Raw genomic sequence first — 18,876 nt, forward strand, 5'->3', positions numbered from 1 at the left:
ATCGAAGATGCGGTCCGGGTGAGGGGTTCAGGTCTATCGATAGAGCGCAACCCCTCACCCGGATCGCTGGCGCGATCCGACCTCTCCCGATGGGAGAGGTGAGACTGCGCGAGCGGCCACGGCGAGCCTACGCTGCTGACAGCAATTCGCCAACCTCGGCCATGCCGACGGCGCGATCGCCGAGCAGGTGCTCGGTCATCCTGCGCGGAACGGTATTTTCCGTAAGCCGGAACGGATCGCCCGGCGTCACGCGGTGATCGACCACCATCCGCGACAGCAGCAGCCGGCGCGCGTCGCCGCGCATCTCGTGGATACGTCCGCCCTCCCAAGCCAGCGCTACGGCGCTTGCGACGTGATAGAGCAGGCTGGTGGCGCGCCGCGCATCGCCCTCATTCTCGATGCGGCCAGCGACCTCGCGCGCAAACCCGATTGCACGATCGCTGAGATCGCGCAGCCGGCTGCGCCAGGCTTGCGGCACGTTCGGGCTGTCATCGAGCCGCGCATGCAGATCGGCGGCGAGCGCATTGTCGGCGCCATGGCGCCCGACCGCGCGCTTCAGCGCATCGATCGCGACGATGTTGCCGGTGCCCTCCCAGATCGAGCCGAGATGCGCATCGCGCAGCAGCCGCGGCGTGACGAATTCCTCGATGTAGCCGATGCCGCCGCGCATCTCCATCGCGTCGCCGCAGACCTTGCGGGCGTCGCGGGTGGCGCGGAATTTCAGGGTCGGCGTCAGGATGCGGAGCAGCGCCGCGGCATCCTGGCTGCCGGCCTCGGCGCGGTCGAGCGCGTCGGCGGTCAGGAAGCTCATCGACAGCGCCTGCTCGGTCGGCAGCATGATCTTCATCAGCTGGCGCCGCGCCAGCGGCAGGTCGATGATCCGTTGGCCGAACACCACGCGGCCCTTCGCGACCGTGATCGCGTCGTGCCAGGCACGGCGCATCAGCGCGGTCGACTTCACGCCGTTGGAGAGCCGCGACGAGTTCACCATCTCGGCCATCTGCACGAAGCCACGGTCGAGCTTGCCGACGGCGTAAGCGATCGCACCGTCGAGCTTGATCTCGCCCGAGGCCATCGAACGGGTGCCGAGCTTGTCCTTGAGGCGCACGATCCGGTAGTGGTTCTGCGAGCCGTCGTCGAGGAAACGCGGCATCAGGAACAGGCCGACGCCGCTTGTGCCCGGCCCTGCGCCTTCGGGGCGCGCCAGCAGCATCACCACCTTGGCATCGGCGTTCGAGCAGAACCACTTCTCGCCATAGAGCCGCCAGTGGTCGCCGTCCTGCACCGCGCGTGTGGTCAGCGTGCCGACGTCGGAGCCGCCTTCTTTTTCGGTCATGAACTGGCCGCCCTGCGTCAGCTTGCTCATGTCGGTCTGGGTCAGGCCGTCGAGATATTTCGCCTTCAACGCCTCGCTGCCGAAATTCGCCAGCAGCTTTGCACAACCATCGGTGACGTTGATCGGGCAACCCATGCCGAATTCGGTCTGGTTGAACAGGAAGGTAAACGCGTGCTTGGCCACCACAGGATATTTGTCGGGCCAGCCCATGATGCCCTTGCGGATCGACAGCGCGTGAATGCCGAACTCGCCGAACGCGGCCTTCTCGATCTCGCGATAGGCCGGATGATATTCGATGTGTTGCACGTCGCGGCCGAACTTGTCGCGCTGGTGCAGCACCGGCGTATGCCGGTCGGCAAGCCGCGCGCATTCGTCGAGAGTGCCACCGGCCAATCCGCCGAGCCGGTCGAGATGCGGCTCGATGTGGCGGAACAACGCCTCGGGCAGATGCAGTTTCAGAAGATCGGTCAGCGCGGGATCGGCCCGGTAGAAATTCATTCCCGTCGTATCGGGCGCCAACAGGCCCGGCTGGCTGGCGGACGACGTTTTCAGATCCTGCTTGTGCGGCTGCATTGAATTCCCGGTTGCGGTGCTCATTTGTTTGGGCACGACTATCCTCCTCCGGCCGAGCAAAGGAAAGCCCAATGGATATTCCGAAGTACAAGATCGCCCTGATCGTCGGCGCCGGCGAGGGCCTCAGCGCCTCGCTGACGCGGCTATTTTCGCGGGAGGGAATTCGCGTGGCGCTGGGCGCGCGCAGCATCGAGAAGCTCGGTGCGCTCTGCACGGAAACCGGCGCGCGCGCCTATGCCTGCGACGCCACCAAGACCGAGGACGTCGAACGTCTGTTCGGCTTGGTCGAGCGCGAGATCGGAACACCGGACCTCGTGGTCTATAACGCCTCCGGGCGCTCGCGCGGTCCCTTCGTTGAACTCGTCCCCTCCGAGGTCGAGCAGGCGATCGCAGTCTCGGCGTTCGGCGGTTTCCTGGTGGCTCAGGAAGCGGCGAAGCGCATGCTGCCCAACAAGAAGGGCGCGATCCTGTTCACCGGCGCCTCCGCCAGCGTCAAGGGCTATGCGCAATCGGCGCCGTTCGCGATGGGCAAGTTCGCATTGCGCGGGCTGGCGCAGAGCATGGCGCGCGAATTGTCGCCGCAGGGCATCCACGTCGCGCATTTCGTGATCGACGGCGGCATCCGCAGCGCCGCGCGCGCCGAGCCGGCCGACCGCCCGGATTCGATGCTCGATCCCGACGCGATCGCGTTGAGCTACTGGAACGTGCTGCAGCAGCCGCGCAGCGCCTGGACCTGGGAGCTGGAATTGCGGCCATGGGTTGAGAAGTTTTGAGATGACGGAGATCATGCAAGCGGGGTAACTTGCGCCACCTAGTCCGCCGCATCCGTCATTGCGAGCGGAGCGAAGCAATCCATGCCACCACAAGCGGCGAAATGGATTGCTTCGGCGTAGCGCGCCTCGCAATGACGGCAACGATTGCCTCCGGAGGAACCATGACCGCTGAAATCAAGATCGAGACCGGCACCGACGAACTGCTCTGCGTGATCCGCGACCGCGTGGCCGTCATCACGCTGAACCGCCCGGACGCCCGCAACTCGCTGTCGGACACGCTGACGCCGGCGCTACGCACGATGATCCGGACCTGCGGCGAGAACCCCGAGGTCGGCGTGCTGCTCGTCACCGGCGCCGGCAAGGCGTTCTGCGCCGGCGGCAACGTCAAGGGCATGGGCGCCAATCGCGATCCAAAGAAGCTCGAAATGTCCTATGAGGACAAGGTCGCCGACCTGCAGGAGCGCCAGCGCCTGTTGACCGGTGCGCTGGCCTCGGTGCGCAAGCCGACCATTGCCGCGCTGCCCGGCCCGGCGGTGGGCGCGGGCCTTGCGATCGCGATGGCCTGCGACATCCGGATCGCAGCGCAATCCGCCTTCATCTCGACCGGTTATCTGCGCGTGGCGCTGAGCGGCGACTACGGCATGGCCTGGCTGTTGACGCGCCTGGTCGGCACCTCGCGCGCCCGCGAGCTGATGTTCACGTCCGAGAAGGTCGATGCCGCAAGATGCGAGCAGATCGGCCTCGTCAACCGCGTAGTGCCGGACGAAACGCTGCAGGACGAGGCGTTCGCGCTGGCGAAGTCGATGGCCGAAGGCCCGACCCTGGCACTGCGCTACATGAAGGACAATCTCGACGAGGCGCTGCAGTTCGACTTCGCCACCGCGCGCGACCACGAGGCCGAGCGGCTGATCCGCCTGACCACGACGGCCGATCACAAGGAGGCGGTGCAGGCCTTCATCGAGAAGCGCAAGCCGGTGTTTAGGGGCAACTAGGCCCGTCTTCTCCTTCCCCCTGAAAGGGGGAAGGTCGGGATGGGGGTCCAGCCACACGCACCGTCGCTCGTGGAGAGAGCGGATCCCCACCCGCTTTGCTCTGACGAGCAAAGCGACCTCCCCTTTTCAAGGGGAGGTGACCCGGCAACTCTGGTTGAAGAACGTAGCCCGGATGGAGCGCAGCGAAATCCGGGATAAGCTTCTCTGCGGTAAGACCGACCCCGGATTGCGCTTCGCTCCATGCGGGCTACAGGTTCCGAGCAAGCAAAAAAGAAAAGGGCCCGGTTCTGGAGGGGCCAGAACCGGGCCTAGTCAGTCAAACCGCAAGCGAGGACATCGTGGCCGAGCGGGAAGTGGCGGCAAGCCGCCAGCTGGCACAGGGAATGTCTTGTGGTTCGACGTAGATCTCTTTCGCAAAGCGCACCAGCTTGCAATCGCCGGGGCTCGCAGTGAAGGCATAGCCGGACTTGCGGGCGAGACCGATCATCGTAGCGTTGGACCGCAGCGTGTCGCCGAAGATGCGCTCGGCTCCGAAAGACGCCGCGCGGCATTCGAGATTCTTCAGCAGCGCCTTGCCAATGCCGTGGCCCTGCCACCGGTCATCGATCGACAAGCCGAACTCGACGCTCGCCGTATCGGCATGGAAGGCATAGCGGGCTTCGCCAACGATGGTCTCAAATCCATCGACCACCATCGTCGCGACCACCGTGAACCGGTCTGCCTCGCCGACGTGAATGAAACGCTCGAGCTCCATCTTTGGCAGCTCGCTTAGTGCACCCAGGAAGCGGTTGTAACGGGACCCGGCGGAGAGCGACCGGATGTAAGCCTGCAGCTCTTCACGGTCGCGCGGCTCGACGAAGCGCACCTTGATCTCGCTGCCGTTCTTGGCGCGCAGCACATCAGAGTATTGCTTGAGATCGTCGAGATGCAGCGCAGTCATGACACGCTCCTCGGGTGAAGGAATTGGCCGGCGCCCCTCGATCGAGGCGGCGCCGGCGACGGCGGCCCATTAGGCCCGCCAGAACGGCTTGTCGGTCTCGAAAACGATGTCGCTGCGGGACATGCCGATGTCGTGCAGGTCGCGCTCGGTCCACTGCGACAACTCGCGGCGGCGCTCGTAGCGATCCCACCAGACGTGCAGCGTCTCGCCGACCTGGTTCAACAGGCCCGGCGTATGATGATTTGTCATCGATTCATGGGTGAAAATGGACATCTGCGGCTCCTATCGGTAACCTGTTGGCAGCAATATCGGAGCTGTCCGGCCTGTTCACAAACGACACTTTGTACCGCTTCGCATGAATTAAAGTCATGCATCTGGAGACCACCCTGACATGACCAGCCGCCTGCCTTCGCTGAACGGGCTCAGGGCATTCGAGGCCGCCGCGCGGCACATGAGCTTCACGGTCGCGGCGTCCGAATTGAACGTGACACAGACCGCGATCAGCCATCAGATCCGGCGCCTCGAGGAAGAGCTCGGCGTTCGTCTGTTCGTCCGCCAGAACCGCTCGTTGAGCCTGACGCCGGAGGCCGCCGAATACCTTCCCGGCGTCCGCGCGGCCTTCAATGACCTCAGGCTCGCGACCGACCGCCTGCTACGCCGGGACGACGATCACGTGCTCACCGTCTCGACGCTGGCATCGCTCGCCGCCAAATGGCTGCTGCCGCGGCTGTCGGCATTCCAGGAGGCGCATTCCGGCATCGATGTCCGCATCACCACCTCGACCAGCCTGGTCGACTTCCAGCGCGACAAGGTCGACGCGGCGATCCGCTATGGCCGCGGCCAATGGGCGGGCCTGCGCGCGGACTGGCTGATGGCGGACGAGCTGTTTCCGGTGTGCAGCCCGTCGCTGCTGGATGGAACCAGGCCGCTGAAATGCCCCGAAGACCTCAGGGACCATGTGCTGCTGCACACCAGCAACGCCAATAGCGATGACTGGCGGCTGTGGCTGACCGCAGCCGGACTGCCGACCGACATCTCGAAGCAGCCGGGAGTGACCTTCGACCTGCTGTTCGTGACGATCCAGGCCGCGATCGACGGCATCGGCATCGCGATGGGCCGCACCTCCTATGTGCAGGACGACATCGCCAAGGGCCGCCTCGTGGTTCCCTTCAAGATCGCGCTGCCCGCCGACGCCGGCTTCTATCTGGTCACGCCGCAGGGACGCGCCGATTCACCAAAGCTCTCTGCATTCCGATCCTGGCTCGCCGCGGCGCATACAGCGCCTTGATGCGGCGCACGCCGCACGGAGATTATTGTTCTGACGCGTTTTCTTCACGCGAACCGGTGTCCACTTCGCTCGAAAACGCTCTCATCAAATTCCCACCTACGGCTTTTTTCCCATAGCGGCGGCGCGATTTCGGGTTGGTCGCGCCGGACAGCCGTGCCAAATTGCCGCATATGGCAGTTAACTGCCTTGGCCGGCGACACAATTTGCGCCGGCCGTTTTGTCACGGGGAGGAAAGGGCGTTATGTCGCAGTCGAGTTCATCACAAGTCCCGCAGATCAAGTCGCGTCTCGGCGCCATCCTGCGCGCGACCAGCGGCAATTTCCTCGAGCAATTCGACTTCTTCCTGTTCGGCTTCTATGCGCAGGACATCGCGAAGGCGTTCTTCCCCGCCCAGAATGAGACCGCGGCGCTGCTCAATGCGTATGGCGTGTTCTGGCTTGGCGCGCTGATGCGTCCCGTGGGTGCGGTCGTGCTCGGCTCCTACATCGATCGCATCGGCCGCCGCCAGGGCCTGATCGTGACGCTCGCGCTGATGGCGCTGGGCACGGTGGTGATTGCCTTCTGCCCGTCCTACGCATCGATCGGCATTGCCGCAACGATCATCGTGCTGATTGGCCGGCTGATCCAGGGCTTCTCCGCCGGCGTCGAGCTGGGCGGCGTCTCCGTTTATCTTTCCGAGATCGCGACGCCCGGCAATCGGGGATTCTACACCTCGTTTCAATCCTCCAGCCAGCAGGTCGCCATCTTTGTTGCGGCCGTGATCGGCTTCGTCCTGAGGGAGGCGATTCCGGGCGACACCTTCCTGGATGCGATCGGCGGCGGCGTCGCCAAATGGCGCATCCCGTTCTTCATTGGATGCCTCATCATTCCCGTGATCTTCATGTTGCGGCGTTCGCTCGAGGAAACGCCGGCCTTCCTGGCCATGAAGAAGCATCCGACGCCAAGCGAAGTGTTCGCCTCGGCGCTGGAGAACTGGCGCATCGTCATCCTGGGCATGATGATCGCGGTTCTGACCACCACGACGTTCTATTTCATCACCGTGTATGCACCCGGCTTCGGCAAGGAGCTGCACCTTTCGGCCTCCGGGACACTGCTGGTGACCTTGCTCGTTGCGGTGACGAATTTCATCTGGAATCCGGTCGGCGGCGCGCTGTCCGATCGGATCGGCCGTAAGCCGGTGCTGATCGCGATCGCGAGCCTGTCATTCGTGACCGCCTACCCGGCACTGTCGTGGCTCTCGCATGAGCCCACGCTCGGAAAACTGCTGGTCGTGCAGATGATGTTCTCGTTCTACTTTGGCGTCTACAGCGGCACGATGCTGGGATGCCTGGTCGAGATCGTGCCGGCGCATGTCCGCACCACCTGCTTCTCGATCGCGTTCGCGTTGGCGGCGGGCATATTCGGCACGTCGACCCCGTTTGTCGCGACCAAGCTGATCGCCATGACCGGTCAGGACAAGGCCTCGCCGGCCTATTGGCTGATGTTCGGCGCTGTTCTCGGCATCATCGCCGCGCTGATCGTCTATCGTGGCGGCCAGACCATCGAGCAGCGCGAAACGGTTGCGGCCTGATCCTGTGCATGCAATTGGGGCAGACTTCTTGATTTGAGCATGATCTTTCGGAAAACCGCTACACACTTTTCCGGATCATGCTCATTCGCCTGCCCCTGTTGCTTTCCATGCCAACAACGATAACAAGAGCGCATGGTTGATCTGACGCGCAGGTTCGACGTGCTGGTGATCGGCGGCGGCAACGCCGCGCTTTGCGCTGCGATCAGCGCACGGCGCGCAGGCGCCTCCGTGCTGGTGCTGGAAGGCGCCCCGAAATTCTACCGCGGCGGCAACACCCGCCACACCCGCAACATGCGCTGCGCCCATGACGCGGCGACCGAGATCCTCACCGGACCCTACACCGAGGAGGAGTTCTGGAAGGATTTGCTGCTGGTGACCGGCGGCCAGACCGACGAGGAACTGGCCCGCTTCATGATCCACGAGTCCAAGGACATCCTGAACTGGATCGTCGAACAGGGCGTGCGCTGGCAGCCTTCGCTCGGCGGCACGCTCAGCCTTGGCCGCACGAACTCGTTCTTCCTCGGCGGCGGCCGCGCGATGCTGAACGCGCTCTATCGCACCGCCGAGGAGCTCGGCGTCGACGTCCTCTACAACGCCGAGGTGATCGATCTCAAGATCGAGGACGGCATGTTCCTCTCGGCGCAGCTGAAGCAGCCGGTCGGTGGCAGGACCGAGGTGCGCGCCTCGACGCTGGTTGCGGCGGCCGGCGGCTTCGAGGCCAATATCGAATGGCTGAAGGAATATTGGGGCGAGGCCGCCGACAATTTCCTGATCCGCGGCACGCCCTATAACCGCGGCACGATCCTGAAGATGCTGCTCGCGAAGGGCGTGCAGGAGATCGGCGATCCCACCCAGTGCCATGCGGTGGCGATCGATGCCCGTGCGCCGAAATTCGACGGCGGCATCATCACCCGCCACGACTCGGTCGTGTTCGGCATCGTCGTCAACAAGCATGCCGAGCGGTTCTACGACGAAGGCGAGGACATCTGGCCGAAGCGCTATGCGATCTGGGGCCGCCTGGTTGCCGCGCAGCCGGACCAGATCGCCTACATCATCTTCGACTCGACCGTCGTGACGAGCTTCATGCCGACGCTGTTTCCGCCGATCGCGGGCGCAACGATTGCCGAGCTCGCCGGTGAGCTCGAGCTCGATGCGTCAGCGCTGGAAAAGACCATCACCGAGTTCAACGCCGCGGTGCAGCCCGGCACATTTGACCACACCATCCTCGACGACTGCGCTACCCAAGGCATCACGCCGGCGAAGACGCATTGGGCGCGCAAGATCGAGACGCCGCCCTATCTCGCCTATCCGGTGCGGCCCGGCATCACCTTCACCTATCTCGGCACCCGCGTGAACAAGCAGTCGCGGATGCTGATGAAGGACGGCAAGCCGTCCGCCAACATGTTCGCCGCCGGCGAGATCATGGCCGGCAACGTGCTCGGCAAGGGCTACGCCGCCGGCATCGGCATGACCATCGGCAGCGTGTTCGGCCGCGTCGCCGGGCGGGAAGCGGCGAAGAATGCGCGAAACTGAGGACGGGACTGGCGCGATGCACGGGACGAGGATCTTGCAGGAAGCCGACCGTCTGATGACGGTGTGCAATTCCTGCCGCTATTGCGAGGGCCTGTGCGCGGTGTTTCCCGCGATGGAGATGCGCCGCGCCTTCTCCGACGGCGATCTCAACTATCTCGCCAATCTCTGCCACGCCTGCGGCGCCTGCTACACCGACTGCCAGTTCTCGCCGCCGCACGAATTCAACGTCAATGTGCCGAAGACGCTCGCGGTGGCACGCGCCGAGTCCTATGCCGCCTATGCCTGGCCGCGCGCATTTGCCGGCGCGTTTGCACGCAACGGCCTCGTCATCAGCCTGATCGCAGCGCTCAGCGTCGCCGCCTTCATCTTCGGCTTCGCCGCGATCAACGACCGCGGCGTGCTCACCGGCATCCACACCGGGCCCGGCGCGTTCTACAAACTGATGCCGCACAATACGATGGCGCTGCTGTTCGGCGCCGCTTTGCTCTACGCCATCCTCGCGCTGGTGATGGGCGTGCGCGCGTTTTGGCGCGATATCGGCGAGCCGGTCGGCATGACGACCGACGCGAAAGCGCTGTTGCAGGCGGTCCGCGACGCCGGCGAGTTGCGCTATCTCGACGGTGGCGGCGTCGGCTGCTTCAACGAGGACGATCATCCGACCGACCGCCGCAAGCTGTATCACCACTTCACCTTCTACGGCTTCATGCTGTGCTTCGCCGCGACCTGTGTCGGCACGCTGTACCATTATTTGCTGGCGCGCGAAGCGCCCTATGCGTGGTGGGACCTGCCGGTCGTGCTCGGCACGCTCGGCGGCATCGGCCTCGTGGTCGGCCCGATCGGGCTCTTGTCGGAGAAATGGAAACGCGACCGCGTGCTGGTCGACGAGCAGCAGATGGGCATGGACACCGCATTCATCCTGATGCTGTTCCTGACCAGCGTCACCGGCCTTGCCTTGCTGCTGTGGCGCGAGAGCGCCGCGATGGGTCCGCTGCTGGCGCTGCATCTCGGCGTGGTGTTCGCGCTGTTCATCACCATGCCCTACGGTAAATTCGTGCACGGCATCTACCGCTTCGTCGCGCTGGTGCGCTACGCGCGCGAACGGCAGATGATGGCGGAATGAGTAAGGATGTAGGGTGGGTTAGCGAAGCGTAACCCACCGACTTCGTGCCGCGCAGAAGATGGTGGGTTACGCCTTCCGCCTTCGCTCGTTGAGGTACGCGGCTAACCCACCCTACGGGCCTCCCGCGTGGCGCCAGCGCGGCGGATACTACAAATCCACCACCACGTAGTCGCTTTCCACCGCGACCTTGATGGTCTCGGCGACATACGGCCCCTTCACCACATTGGTGCCCGGCTCGACGCTGACGGGATAGGCGCGCACGCGGAAGCGGCGCGGGTCGCAATAGGACTGGCCGGTGCGGATATCGAACTCCCAGCCGTGCCAGGGACAGCGCAGGATCTCACCGAGCTTGGTGTATTCGATCTCGCCGGGGTCCGACGACGAGGCGAGCCCGATCAGCGGCCCCTCGCACAGCGCCGCGCCCTGATGCGGGCAGCGGTTCAACAGGCCGAAGAACTCGCCCTTGACGTTGAAGACAGCAATCGGCCGTCCGTCGATCTCGAGGAATTTTCGCGACCCCGGCGGCAGCTCATCCACCGGAGCGATTACATGCCTTGCCATCAGGAGACGCCGTACAGCTGCTTCGCATTGTCGAGATAGAATGCCTGGCGATTGGCGTCGCTGACGCCCGCCGGCAGCACGCGCGACGGTTCGTCGTAATCCCAGTGCGGGTAATCGGTCGCGAACAACAGCTTGTCCCAACCGATCCACTCGATGGTCTGGAACAGATGGTCGCGGCTCTCCGGATCCTCCATCGGCTGCGTCGTCCACCAGATGTGATCGCGGATATACTCCGACGGCTTGCGCTTCAGATGCGGCACCTCGGCGTGCAGCCGCGCAAACACCTTGTCGAGCCGCCAGGCCAGCGACGGCGCCCAACCGAACCCGGCCTCGACCATCACCATCTTCAGTTTCGGGAAGCGCTCGAACACGCCCTCGAGCACGAGGCTCGCCAGCGCGGTCTGCTGGCATTGCGAATGCCCGACCATCTCCTCGATGTAATAGCTCGGCCAGCCCGACGCGGTGATCGGGTTGCCGCCGAAGCCGAAGGCGTGCACGCCGATCGGAAGACCGGCCTCCTGCGCCGCCTCATAGATCGGCCAGTAACGGCGCTGGCCGAGCGGCTCGACATTGCGGCTCAGCAGCAGCACCTGGACGAAATTCGTATCGCCTGCGCGCCTGCGAATTTCGGCCGCGGCCGACACGCCGTCCTCATTGGCGACGACGACCGAGCCCTTGAGGCGCGAGTCCTTGCTGGTCCATTTCTCGATCTGCCAGTCGTTGATCGCCGCGCAGATCGCGGCGGCGAGATCCTGGTTGCGGATGCCCTGCCCGGTGTTGAGCGGGTTGAGCACGCCGAGCGCGACATTGTTGGGATCGAGATGCTGCTTCTGCATGAAGGACAGCGACGAGCCCTGCGGGCCGCCTTCCGGCGGATAGGCATCGCGGCGCGAGGCATTGGGCTGCGCCTTCGGATAGGGCGGGCCTTCCATCATGCCCTGATAGGGATGGACGCCGAAGGTTTCGAGATGGCTGTGCCAGCGCTTGGCCAGATAAGGATGCAGCTCGTCCTTGGTCGCGCGTGCGGGATGGATGTCGCAATCGGCGATCGCGGTCTTGATGCCAGTTGACGCAGCCGCGTCGGGACGTTCCCGAATCTGGATGTTCATGGCGTCGTCTCCTTCACCTGCAAGCGCGGATAGGTCGCGTGCGGATTGTCGATCATGATCTTGCGGACCAGATCCTGCGACAGCCCCTTCGGCAGCACCTCGTCACCGTCGAACTGCCAATGCGGGTAGTCGGTCGAGAATAGGATCAATTCGTCCGACTGCATATGGTCGAACAGCCGGTTCAGGGTGTCGCCGTCCGGCGGCGCGTCGACCGGCTGCAGCGAGAAACGGATGTTGCTACGCACAATCTGCAGCGGCGCGCGGTCAACCCACGGCGTCTCCATGCGTACGCCGCGCCAGAACTTGTGAAGCCGCCACAGGAACGGCGGCAGCCAGGTGAAGCCGGACTCCAGCATCACCATTTTCAGGTTCGGATGACGCGCGAACACGCCCTCGACGATCAGGCTGGTGAGCTGGGTCTGGAACGCCTGCGCCTGCGCGACATAGTCCTCGATATGATAGGAGCCCCAGCCGACCGAGGTCGGCGGGTTGTGATAGTTGCTGCCGGCATGGATGCCGATCGGCAGGCCGAGCCGTTCGGCCGCGGCGTAGATCGGCCAATAGTGACGCTTGCCGAGCGGCATGTCGCCCATCACGAGCATCAGCACCTGCACGAAGCGCTTGTCCTGCGCACAGCGCTCGATTTCGGCGACCGCCTTCTCGATGCTTTGCACGGGGATCACGATCGAGCCGCGCAGGCGATCGTCCTTGTCGAGCCATTCCTTGACCAGCCAGTCGTTCAGCGCGCGGCAGAAGGCATCGGCCATGTCCTCGGAGAACACCATCTGCACGCCATAGAGCGGATTGCAGATGCCGGTGGCCGTGCCGAACCTGTCGAGCGCCTGGCGCTGCATGTCGGCAAGGCTCGAACCCGGCTTGCCCTGGGCGGGACGCCAGTCCGGCCGCGAGGCGATCGGCGAATTGGTCGGATAGGATTGCGAGATCAGGTCGGTCATGCCGCGCGTCGTCACCTGGTCGCGCCAGTAGTCGTTCATATACGGCAGCAAGCTGGTGAGGTGAGGCACGGCGGGATGCAGATCGCAATCCACGCCACGCGCTATCGGCGACGTCATGGTGTTTCCTTCGGCGCACGCTCTCACAACAACTTGTCGGGCGCCGCTTGGTTCTTGTCCGATATTCAATCAGGCCGGGCTGCGGTCCGCAACTCGGCAGGGGCCGGTGTGGTGTGCTAGGAAGGCAGAACGCCCCACGGGATTTTCATGGCAAGCAACGAGAAAGAGCGCCGATGAACGCACTCATATCCATCGCCGAACAGGTCGCCGCGAAGCTGATCGCGAACAAGCAGACGATTGCGGTCGCGGAATCGTCCACCGGCGGACTGATCTCGGCATCGCTGCTCGCAGTGCCCGGCGCATCGGCCTATTTCCTCGGCGGCGGCGTGATCTACACCCGCGATGCACGGCGCGCCTTGATGGACATTCCCGACGACGCCATGCGCGGCCTCCGCTCGTCGTCGGAACCCTACGCGCAATTGCTGGCGCGCCAGATCCGCGAGCGCCTCTCGACCGATTGGGGATTGTCGGAAACCGGCGCCGCCGGCCCGACCGGCAACCGCTACGGCGATGCCGCCGGCCATAGCTGCATGGCGGTCGCAGGTCCCCGGCAACAGGTGATCACGCTGGAAACCGCCAGCGGCGACCGGCAGGCCAACATGCAGGCGTTCGCGAAGGCGGCGCTGGAGCTGCTCTTGAAGAATCTGTGATTGCCCCCGGTGTCGTCCCGGGCAAGCGAAGCGCGACCCGGGACCCATAACCACGACTGCCGGCGTTAAAGAACGCTGGGCCGCAGCCGTGCGCAGCAATGATCGACGGTGGTTATGGGTCCCTGCTTTCGCAGGGACGACATGGGGAAGGAGCTTGCAATCTAACGAAGAGCAGTAGCCCGGGTGGAGCGAAGCGCAATCCGGGGCAACTGTATCTGCCGCGCGACCGTTCCCGGATTTCGCGCAGCCTGTCATCGGGCGCGCGTTCGCGCGACCCGTTGGCTTCATCCGGGCTACGAGAGCTTCTGCGAAAAACTCACTTCTCGCGGAACGAGCGCATGAACTGGTCGCTCAGCGGCTTCATCAGGTAGGACATCATGGTGCGGTCGCCGGTCTGGACGAAGGCTTCCACCGGCATGCCGGGGATGATCTTCACCTCGCTGCCGAGGCGCGCGACTTGTTCCGGCGGCATCGAGACGCGGATCGTGTAGTAGCTCTGCCCGGTGCGCTGGTCGGTGTTGACGTCGGCTGAGACGCGGGTGACGACGCCGTTCAGCTCCGGCGTGGTGCGCTGGTTGAAGGCGGAGAGCCGCAGCACGGTCTTCTGTCCGACCTGGAGCTTGTCGATGTCCTGTGGATTGACCTTGGCCTCGACCGACAAATCATCGGCCCTCGGTACGATCATCATGATGGCGTCGCCCGCGGTGATGACGCCGCCGACCGTGTGGACGGTCGATTGCAGCACCACGCCGTCCTGCGGGGCGCGGATGTCGATGCGGCGGAGCTGGTCTTCGGCGGTCACCTTGCGCTCGACGAACTCGCCGATCTTGTCGTTGGCCTCGCGCAGGTCCTTCGAGACTTCCGACAGCATGTCCTTGTCGACCTGGATGATCTGCAGCTCGGTCTCGGTGATCTTGCCCTTGGCCTGGGCGCGCGAGGCAATGTACTGCGCGCGCTCGCCGGAGAGCCGTGCCGCGTCGCGCTCCAGCGTGGTAAGGCGGGTGAGCTGCACCAGATGCTGCTCATACAGCTGGCGGACGCCGACCAGCTCCTGCTGCACCAGCGCGATCTCCTTGTCCTTGGAGGTTTCCTGCGCCTGCAGGCCGGCGATTTCCTCGTTGAGCTGGGTGACGCGTTCGCGCAGCTGCGCCTTCTGGCCGGCGCGGCCGTTAACCCGGACCTCGAACAGCTTGGTTTCGCTCGCCATGATATCGCGGACGTCGGGATCCTTCGCCTGCTCGGTGAGCTGCGGCGGAAACGCGATCTTGTCGAGGCCCTGCTGCTCGGCCTGCAGCCGGGCCGCACGCGCATAGAGACCGTTCAGCGTCTTGACCACGATCGCAAGGCTCGCCTTCACGACGGTCTCGTCGAGACGCACGACGACATCGCCCGCCTTGACCGTGTCGCCGTCGCGCGCCAGGATTTCGCCGACCACGCCGCCGGTCGGATGCTGCACCTTCTTGACGTTGGTATCGACCACCACCGAGCCCGGCGCGATCAGCGCGCCCGAGATCGGCACCGTCGCGGCCCAGCCGCCGACGCCGCCGCCCAGCACCAGGACCACGACGAGGCCGACCACGAGGTGCTTTCTGATCGAAGCATGTGCGTCGCGCGGCTGATCGGTCATGCGGTCGCTCATGACTTGGTCGCCCCCGCATCGGCGACGATCTTGATCGGCGTGGGCGCCGGCGGCGCGACGCGCTGCAGCACCTGCGCGAGCACGGTCTCCTTCGGCCCGAAGGTCTGCATGCGGCCGTCCTTGAGCACCAGCAGCTGGTCGACGCCCTCGATGCCGATCGGCCGGTGTGCGACCACGATGACAACGGCGCCGCGCTCGCGGGCGCCACGCACCGCGCGGGTCAGCGCCTCGTCGCCTTCGCTGTCGAGATTGGAGTTCGGCTCGTCCAGCACGATCAGGAACGGATTGCCGTAGAGCGCGCGCGCCAGCGCGACGCGCTGCGCTTGACCTGCGGAAAGCGCGGTGCCCTGCTCGCCGACCTGGGTGTCGTAGCCCTCGCGCATCTTGATGATCATCTCATGCACGCCGGCCTCCTTGGCCGCCGCGATGATGCCGTCGGACTTGGCGTCGGGATCGAACCGGCAGATGTTCTGCGCGACCGTGCCGGCGAACAATTCGACGTCCTGCGGCAAATAGCCGACATGGCGGCCGAGTTGGTCCGACGACCACTGATCCAGCGCGGCACCGTCGAGCCGTACCTTGCCGCGCGCCGGCACCCAGACGCCGACCAGCGCCCGGATCAGCGACGACTTGCCAGAACCGCTCGGGCCGATCACGCCGACGCCGCTGCCGGCTTCGACGGCGAAGGTGACATCCTGCACGATGGGGCGCTGGTCGCCCGGCGCAACCATGGTCACCGCCTCGACCGAGAGTTTCTTCTGCGGCGCCTGCAGCAGCGTCTGCTCCGGCCGCGCCGGAATCTGCTGCAGCAGGCGGTTGAGGCGCTGCCAGCTCTGCCGCGCGGCGACGAAGCTCTTCCAATGCGCGATCGCGAGATCGACCGGCGCGAGCGCCCGCGCGCTCAGGATCGAACCGGCGATGATGATGCCGCCGGTGGCCTCCTGGTGGATCACGAGATAGGCACCGACCGCGAGCACGGCGGACTGCAGCATCATGCGCAGCACCTTGGCGACCGCACCGAGCCCGCCGCTCACGTCGCTCGCACGCTGGTTGCCGGACAGATACTCCTCGTTGGCTTCGTTCCAGCGCTTGTTCATCCGCCCGGCCATGCCCATCGCCACGAGCACTTCGGCGTTGCGGCGGCTGGAAGCGGCGAGATCGTTGCGCCGCGCCGCGAGCGACATCGCTTCCCTGGCCGGCGTGCGCGACATGTATTCGGTGATCAACGTCAGCGTGACCAGGATGACGGCGCCGACCAGCGCCGTGACGCCGAGCAGCCAATGGAACGCGAAGCAGATCAACATGTAGAACGGCAGCCAGGGCAGGTCGAAGAACGCCCCGGGACCCATGCTGCCGAGGAAGGAGCGCACATTGTCGAGGTCGCGCAGCGGCTGCAGGCCCTCGCTGCGGTTGCCGGCCATCAGCGGCAGCCGCACGATGGTGTCGAACACCCGCGCATTGAGCGCTTCGTCGAGCGAGGTGCCGACGCGGCCGAGGATCCGTCCGCGCAACAGATCGAGCACGCCCTGGGCCATGTAGAGGACCGCGGCAATGACGACGAGGCCGACCAGGGTCGGAACGCTGCGGCTCGGCAGCACGCGGTCGTAGACCTGCAGCATGAACATCGAGCCTGTCAGATAGAGCAGGTTGATCATGCAGCTGATAAGGCCAACGCCGATGAAGGCACTGCGGCATGCGCGCAGCGCCTCAGCCAGTTCGGAACGCCGGACAGCGGGCGCGACTGCCATAAAAACCGATCTCTGCAAATCAAAAGAGTTACGTGATCACCACGTTGTATAGACGTTTGCGACCACCGTCCATTTCAAGTCGCGCCAACCAAAGCATGGTTCGCGGCCTATTTTTGTGACTCTACAGACAGTTGACGGAATAATTTGCGTTAATCGGCCGCGGAACCCGGGCTTGAGGCGGGTGCGCTTCTTGGAAAGGGCACGAGAATGACCGACATTGAGACCCGGCCGATCTCGCCATCCACATCGAGCAATACCCCGCTGCCGACGCCAAGCCCGGCCTCCGGGCGCCAGCGGGCCTCGGCGCGAATACCGATCCACGCGCTCCGTGGCGGCCTGAACAGCTGCACCGCAAGGTTCGGATTGGGGTCGGCCACCACGTTCTGCACCGGACGCACGATGCCGTGGGTCCAGTCGGCGGGACCGAGCACGCGCGCCAGCGGGCCGGCATCCGCCGTCACGCTATGATGCATGCGAAACCAGGCGACGTCGCCGCCGGCACGGGCCTCCATCGCGTCCATGAACCAACTGCGGCCATGGACCGCGTGCGGGCTGTGCAACGGAAAGCGCGTGGGATCCACCGGGGCGGCTGCGCTGCCGTGAAAGCCGGGGACCTCGACCGCACGTTCGCGCGACAGTGTCACGCGCACCGTCGCACAGGGCTGCTCCTCGCCGGCCGGCCACAGCGTGTTGTCGACGACGCTGACCCGGCCGCCCTCGGTCACGACGGCGACTTGCGTGCGCAATTCCGCCATCGGCGTCGGCCGCAGGAACCAGGCCGACGCCGATATCGCGGTGCCCCAGTTGCGCGGACCTGCCATCGCCTCGACCTCGGCGGTCAAGAGACTTGCGACCGCTCCGCCCTGGAGGCCAGCGAACGGCCCCGCCGCCAGCGCGGCGGGCTTCCAGTGATGCGGCGTGGCGAGCGGTTCGAAGATGGCCAAGGCGGATGCGATCTCCTGAGATGAGCAGGATTGAGCGTGGGAGCAATCTGATCCAAGAATAGCGGACATGACAAAAGGCCATTCATCACTTCAGGTGAACAGGATTCACCCATTGGATGCCCCGGATCCACGGGCCATCCCACCGCTGCCGGCGCTGCTCGCCTTCGAGCGCGCGGCAACCCAGCTCAGCTTCCGCCGCGCCGCGCGCGACCTGTCGCTGAGCCCGTCGGCGATCAGCCATCAGATCCGCGGACTGGAGCAGCAGTTCGGCGCCAAGCTGTTCATCCGCGGCGCGCGCTCGGTGCGGCTGACCGCGGACGGCGAACGCTACCTTGCAAAGGTGTCGGCCGCGTTGGCGACGCTGCAGGAAGCAAGCCGCGACATGCTGCGGCAACGCGGCGAGACCAGTAGCGAGCTGTGGATCAGCTCACTGCCGTTCTTCACCAGCGCCGTGCTGCTGCCGGCGCTGCCGGAGTTCAAGCGGAGTTATCCGCAACTGACGCTGCGGATCGAGGCCACGCACCAATATGCCGATTTCAACGGCTCGCGCGTCGATGTCGCGATCCGCTACGGGCGGGAACATGCCGCCGGGCTGAAGGTCGAGCCGCTGGTCCAGGTCAAGGGATTGCCGGTCTGCACGCCGGCGCTGGTCAAGGCGGGGCTTCTGAGCCCTGCGGACCTGTCCCGCGAGGTGCTGATCCATGTCACGACGCAACCGCGGGCATGGCCGGCCTGGCTGAAGGAGGCCGGGCTGCCGCATCTCGCCCCGCGCGGGCATCTGTGGCTCGACAGCGTGCCGGCGATGCTGGAGGCCGCCGAACACGGGCTCGGCGTGGCGCTCGCAATGGCGCCCCTGATCAAGGCGCGGCCGGGCTTCGGCAAGCGGCTGGTGGCGCCGTTTGCGTTCGAGGCCGCGCATCACGAGACGATCTACCTGGTCTCCCGCACCGAGCAGGCGCGGGACCGGCGGATCGCGGCGGTGCGGCGCTGGATCGCCGACGCGGTGGCGCGGGCGAGCTAAAGTGTG

General features: G+C 65.3%; 17 protein-coding genes. 8 read left to right on the forward strand and 9 right to left on the reverse strand.

The genetic code is table 11. The features are described 5' to 3' along the window. Nucleotides 1-127 precede the first annotated feature (127 nt). Nucleotides 128-1,909, reverse strand: a complete 1,782-nt coding sequence (locus ACVIGB_RS28595; protein WP_456725056.1) for an acyl-CoA dehydrogenase family protein — start codon at nucleotides 1,907-1,909, stop codon at nucleotides 128-130. 71 nt (nucleotides 1,910-1,980) lie between these two features. Between ACVIGB_RS28595 and ACVIGB_RS28600 the strand changes: the two genes are divergently transcribed. Next, nucleotides 1,981-2,682, forward strand: coding sequence for an SDR family NAD(P)-dependent oxidoreductase (locus ACVIGB_RS28600; RefSeq protein WP_456720134.1), 702 nt, complete (start codon nucleotides 1,981-1,983; stop codon nucleotides 2,680-2,682). Between the two features lie 161 nt (nucleotides 2,683-2,843). After that, nucleotides 2,844-3,674, forward strand: a complete 831-nt coding sequence (locus tag ACVIGB_RS28605; RefSeq protein WP_092126296.1) for an enoyl-CoA hydratase — start codon at nucleotides 2,844-2,846, stop codon at nucleotides 3,672-3,674. A gap of 316 nt (nucleotides 3,675-3,990) precedes the next feature. Here ACVIGB_RS28605 and ACVIGB_RS28610 read toward each other — a convergent pair whose 3' ends face one another. Together ACVIGB_RS28610 and ACVIGB_RS28615 are read right to left on the reverse strand one after the other, a co-directional pair. Continuing rightward, the gene (locus ACVIGB_RS28610) at nucleotides 3,991-4,614 is read right to left on the reverse strand and encodes an N-acetyltransferase family protein (protein WP_456720133.1); all 624 of its coding nucleotides are present in this window, start codon (nucleotides 4,612-4,614) and stop codon (nucleotides 3,991-3,993) included. A gap of 69 nt (nucleotides 4,615-4,683) precedes the next feature. Continuing rightward, nucleotides 4,684-4,887 carry a DUF1127 domain-containing protein gene (locus ACVIGB_RS28615; RefSeq protein ID WP_207834731.1) on the reverse strand — a complete coding sequence of 68 codons (204 nt, stop codon included), beginning with the start codon at nucleotides 4,885-4,887 and terminating at the stop codon, nucleotides 4,684-4,686. 118 nt (nucleotides 4,888-5,005) lie between these two features. Between ACVIGB_RS28615 and ACVIGB_RS28620 the strand changes: the two genes are divergently transcribed. The 4 genes from ACVIGB_RS28620 (at nucleotide 5,006) to tcuB (ending at nucleotide 10,125) form a co-directional block, all read left to right on the forward strand. Beyond that, nucleotides 5,006-5,902 (forward strand): transcriptional regulator GcvA, encoded by an 897-nt coding sequence (locus tag ACVIGB_RS28620; RefSeq protein WP_456720132.1) that lies wholly within the window; start codon nucleotides 5,006-5,008, stop codon nucleotides 5,900-5,902. Between the two features lie 241 nt (nucleotides 5,903-6,143). Continuing rightward, nucleotides 6,144-7,472, forward strand: a complete 1,329-nt coding sequence (gene tcuC, locus ACVIGB_RS28625; protein WP_456720131.1) for a tricarballylate/proton symporter TcuC — start codon at nucleotides 6,144-6,146, stop codon at nucleotides 7,470-7,472. Between the two features lie 132 nt (nucleotides 7,473-7,604). Beyond that, a complete protein-coding gene (tcuA, locus tag ACVIGB_RS28630) occupies nucleotides 7,605-9,005 on the forward strand; it encodes an FAD-dependent tricarballylate dehydrogenase TcuA (RefSeq protein WP_456720130.1) in 1,401 nt (466 codons plus the stop codon). A gap of 16 nt (nucleotides 9,006-9,021) precedes the next feature. After that, nucleotides 9,022-10,125: a tricarballylate utilization 4Fe-4S protein TcuB gene (tcuB, locus tag ACVIGB_RS28635; protein WP_456725055.1), complete on the forward strand. Its 1,104-nt coding sequence runs from the start codon at nucleotides 9,022-9,024 to the stop codon at nucleotides 10,123-10,125. 147 nt (nucleotides 10,126-10,272) lie between these two features. Here tcuB and ACVIGB_RS28640 read toward each other — a convergent pair whose 3' ends face one another. The 3 genes from ACVIGB_RS28640 to ACVIGB_RS28650 are packed head-to-tail and all read right to left on the reverse strand — an operon-like array spanning nucleotide 10,273 to nucleotide 12,868. Further along, nucleotides 10,273-10,686 carry a Rieske (2Fe-2S) protein gene (locus ACVIGB_RS28640; protein ID WP_016846808.1) on the reverse strand — a complete coding sequence of 138 codons (414 nt, stop codon included), beginning with the start codon at nucleotides 10,684-10,686 and terminating at the stop codon, nucleotides 10,273-10,275. After that, the gene (locus ACVIGB_RS28645; protein ID WP_456720129.1) at nucleotides 10,686-11,795 is read right to left on the reverse strand and encodes an amidohydrolase family protein; all 1,110 of its coding nucleotides are present in this window, start codon (nucleotides 11,793-11,795) and stop codon (nucleotides 10,686-10,688) included. Before ACVIGB_RS28645 ends, ACVIGB_RS28640 begins: the two co-directional genes overlap by 1 nt. Then, the gene (locus ACVIGB_RS28650) at nucleotides 11,792-12,868 is read right to left on the reverse strand and encodes an amidohydrolase family protein (protein ID WP_456720128.1); all 1,077 of its coding nucleotides are present in this window, start codon (nucleotides 12,866-12,868) and stop codon (nucleotides 11,792-11,794) included. Before ACVIGB_RS28650 ends, ACVIGB_RS28645 begins: the two co-directional genes overlap by 4 nt. Nucleotides 12,869-13,041: 173 nt before the next feature. Here ACVIGB_RS28650 and ACVIGB_RS28655 point away from each other — a divergent pair, with 173 nt between their 5' ends. Further along, nucleotides 13,042-13,518, forward strand: coding sequence for a CinA family protein (locus tag ACVIGB_RS28655; protein WP_207834716.1), 477 nt, complete (start codon nucleotides 13,042-13,044; stop codon nucleotides 13,516-13,518). 316 nt (nucleotides 13,519-13,834) lie between these two features. Here the strand turns inward: ACVIGB_RS28655 and ACVIGB_RS28660 are convergent, their stop codons facing one another. The 3 genes from ACVIGB_RS28660 to ACVIGB_RS28670 all read right to left on the reverse strand — a co-directional run bounded on the left by ACVIGB_RS28660 (nucleotide 13,835) and on the right by ACVIGB_RS28670 (nucleotide 17,849). Continuing rightward, nucleotides 13,835-15,157: an HlyD family type I secretion periplasmic adaptor subunit gene (locus ACVIGB_RS28660; RefSeq protein WP_456720127.1), complete on the reverse strand. Its 1,323-nt coding sequence runs from the start codon at nucleotides 15,155-15,157 to the stop codon at nucleotides 13,835-13,837. After that, complete coding sequence (locus ACVIGB_RS28665) at nucleotides 15,154-16,905, reverse strand: type I secretion system permease/ATPase (protein WP_092119651.1); 1,752 nt, start codon at nucleotides 16,903-16,905, stop codon at nucleotides 15,154-15,156. Before ACVIGB_RS28665 ends, ACVIGB_RS28660 begins: the two co-directional genes overlap by 4 nt. 149 nt (nucleotides 16,906-17,054) lie before the next feature. Beyond that, on the reverse strand, nucleotides 17,055-17,849 hold the full coding sequence (locus tag ACVIGB_RS28670) for an acyl-CoA thioesterase domain-containing protein (RefSeq protein ID WP_456720126.1): 795 nt from the start codon (nucleotides 17,847-17,849) through the stop codon (nucleotides 17,055-17,057). 112 nt (nucleotides 17,850-17,961) lie between these two features. Here ACVIGB_RS28670 and ACVIGB_RS28675 point away from each other — a divergent pair, with 112 nt between their 5' ends. Beyond that, nucleotides 17,962-18,870: a LysR substrate-binding domain-containing protein gene (locus ACVIGB_RS28675; RefSeq protein ID WP_456720125.1), complete on the forward strand. Its 909-nt coding sequence runs from the start codon at nucleotides 17,962-17,964 to the stop codon at nucleotides 18,868-18,870. Nucleotides 18,871-18,876 lie beyond the last annotated feature (6 nt).

Source organism: Bradyrhizobium sp. USDA 4341 (assembly GCF_054063755.1).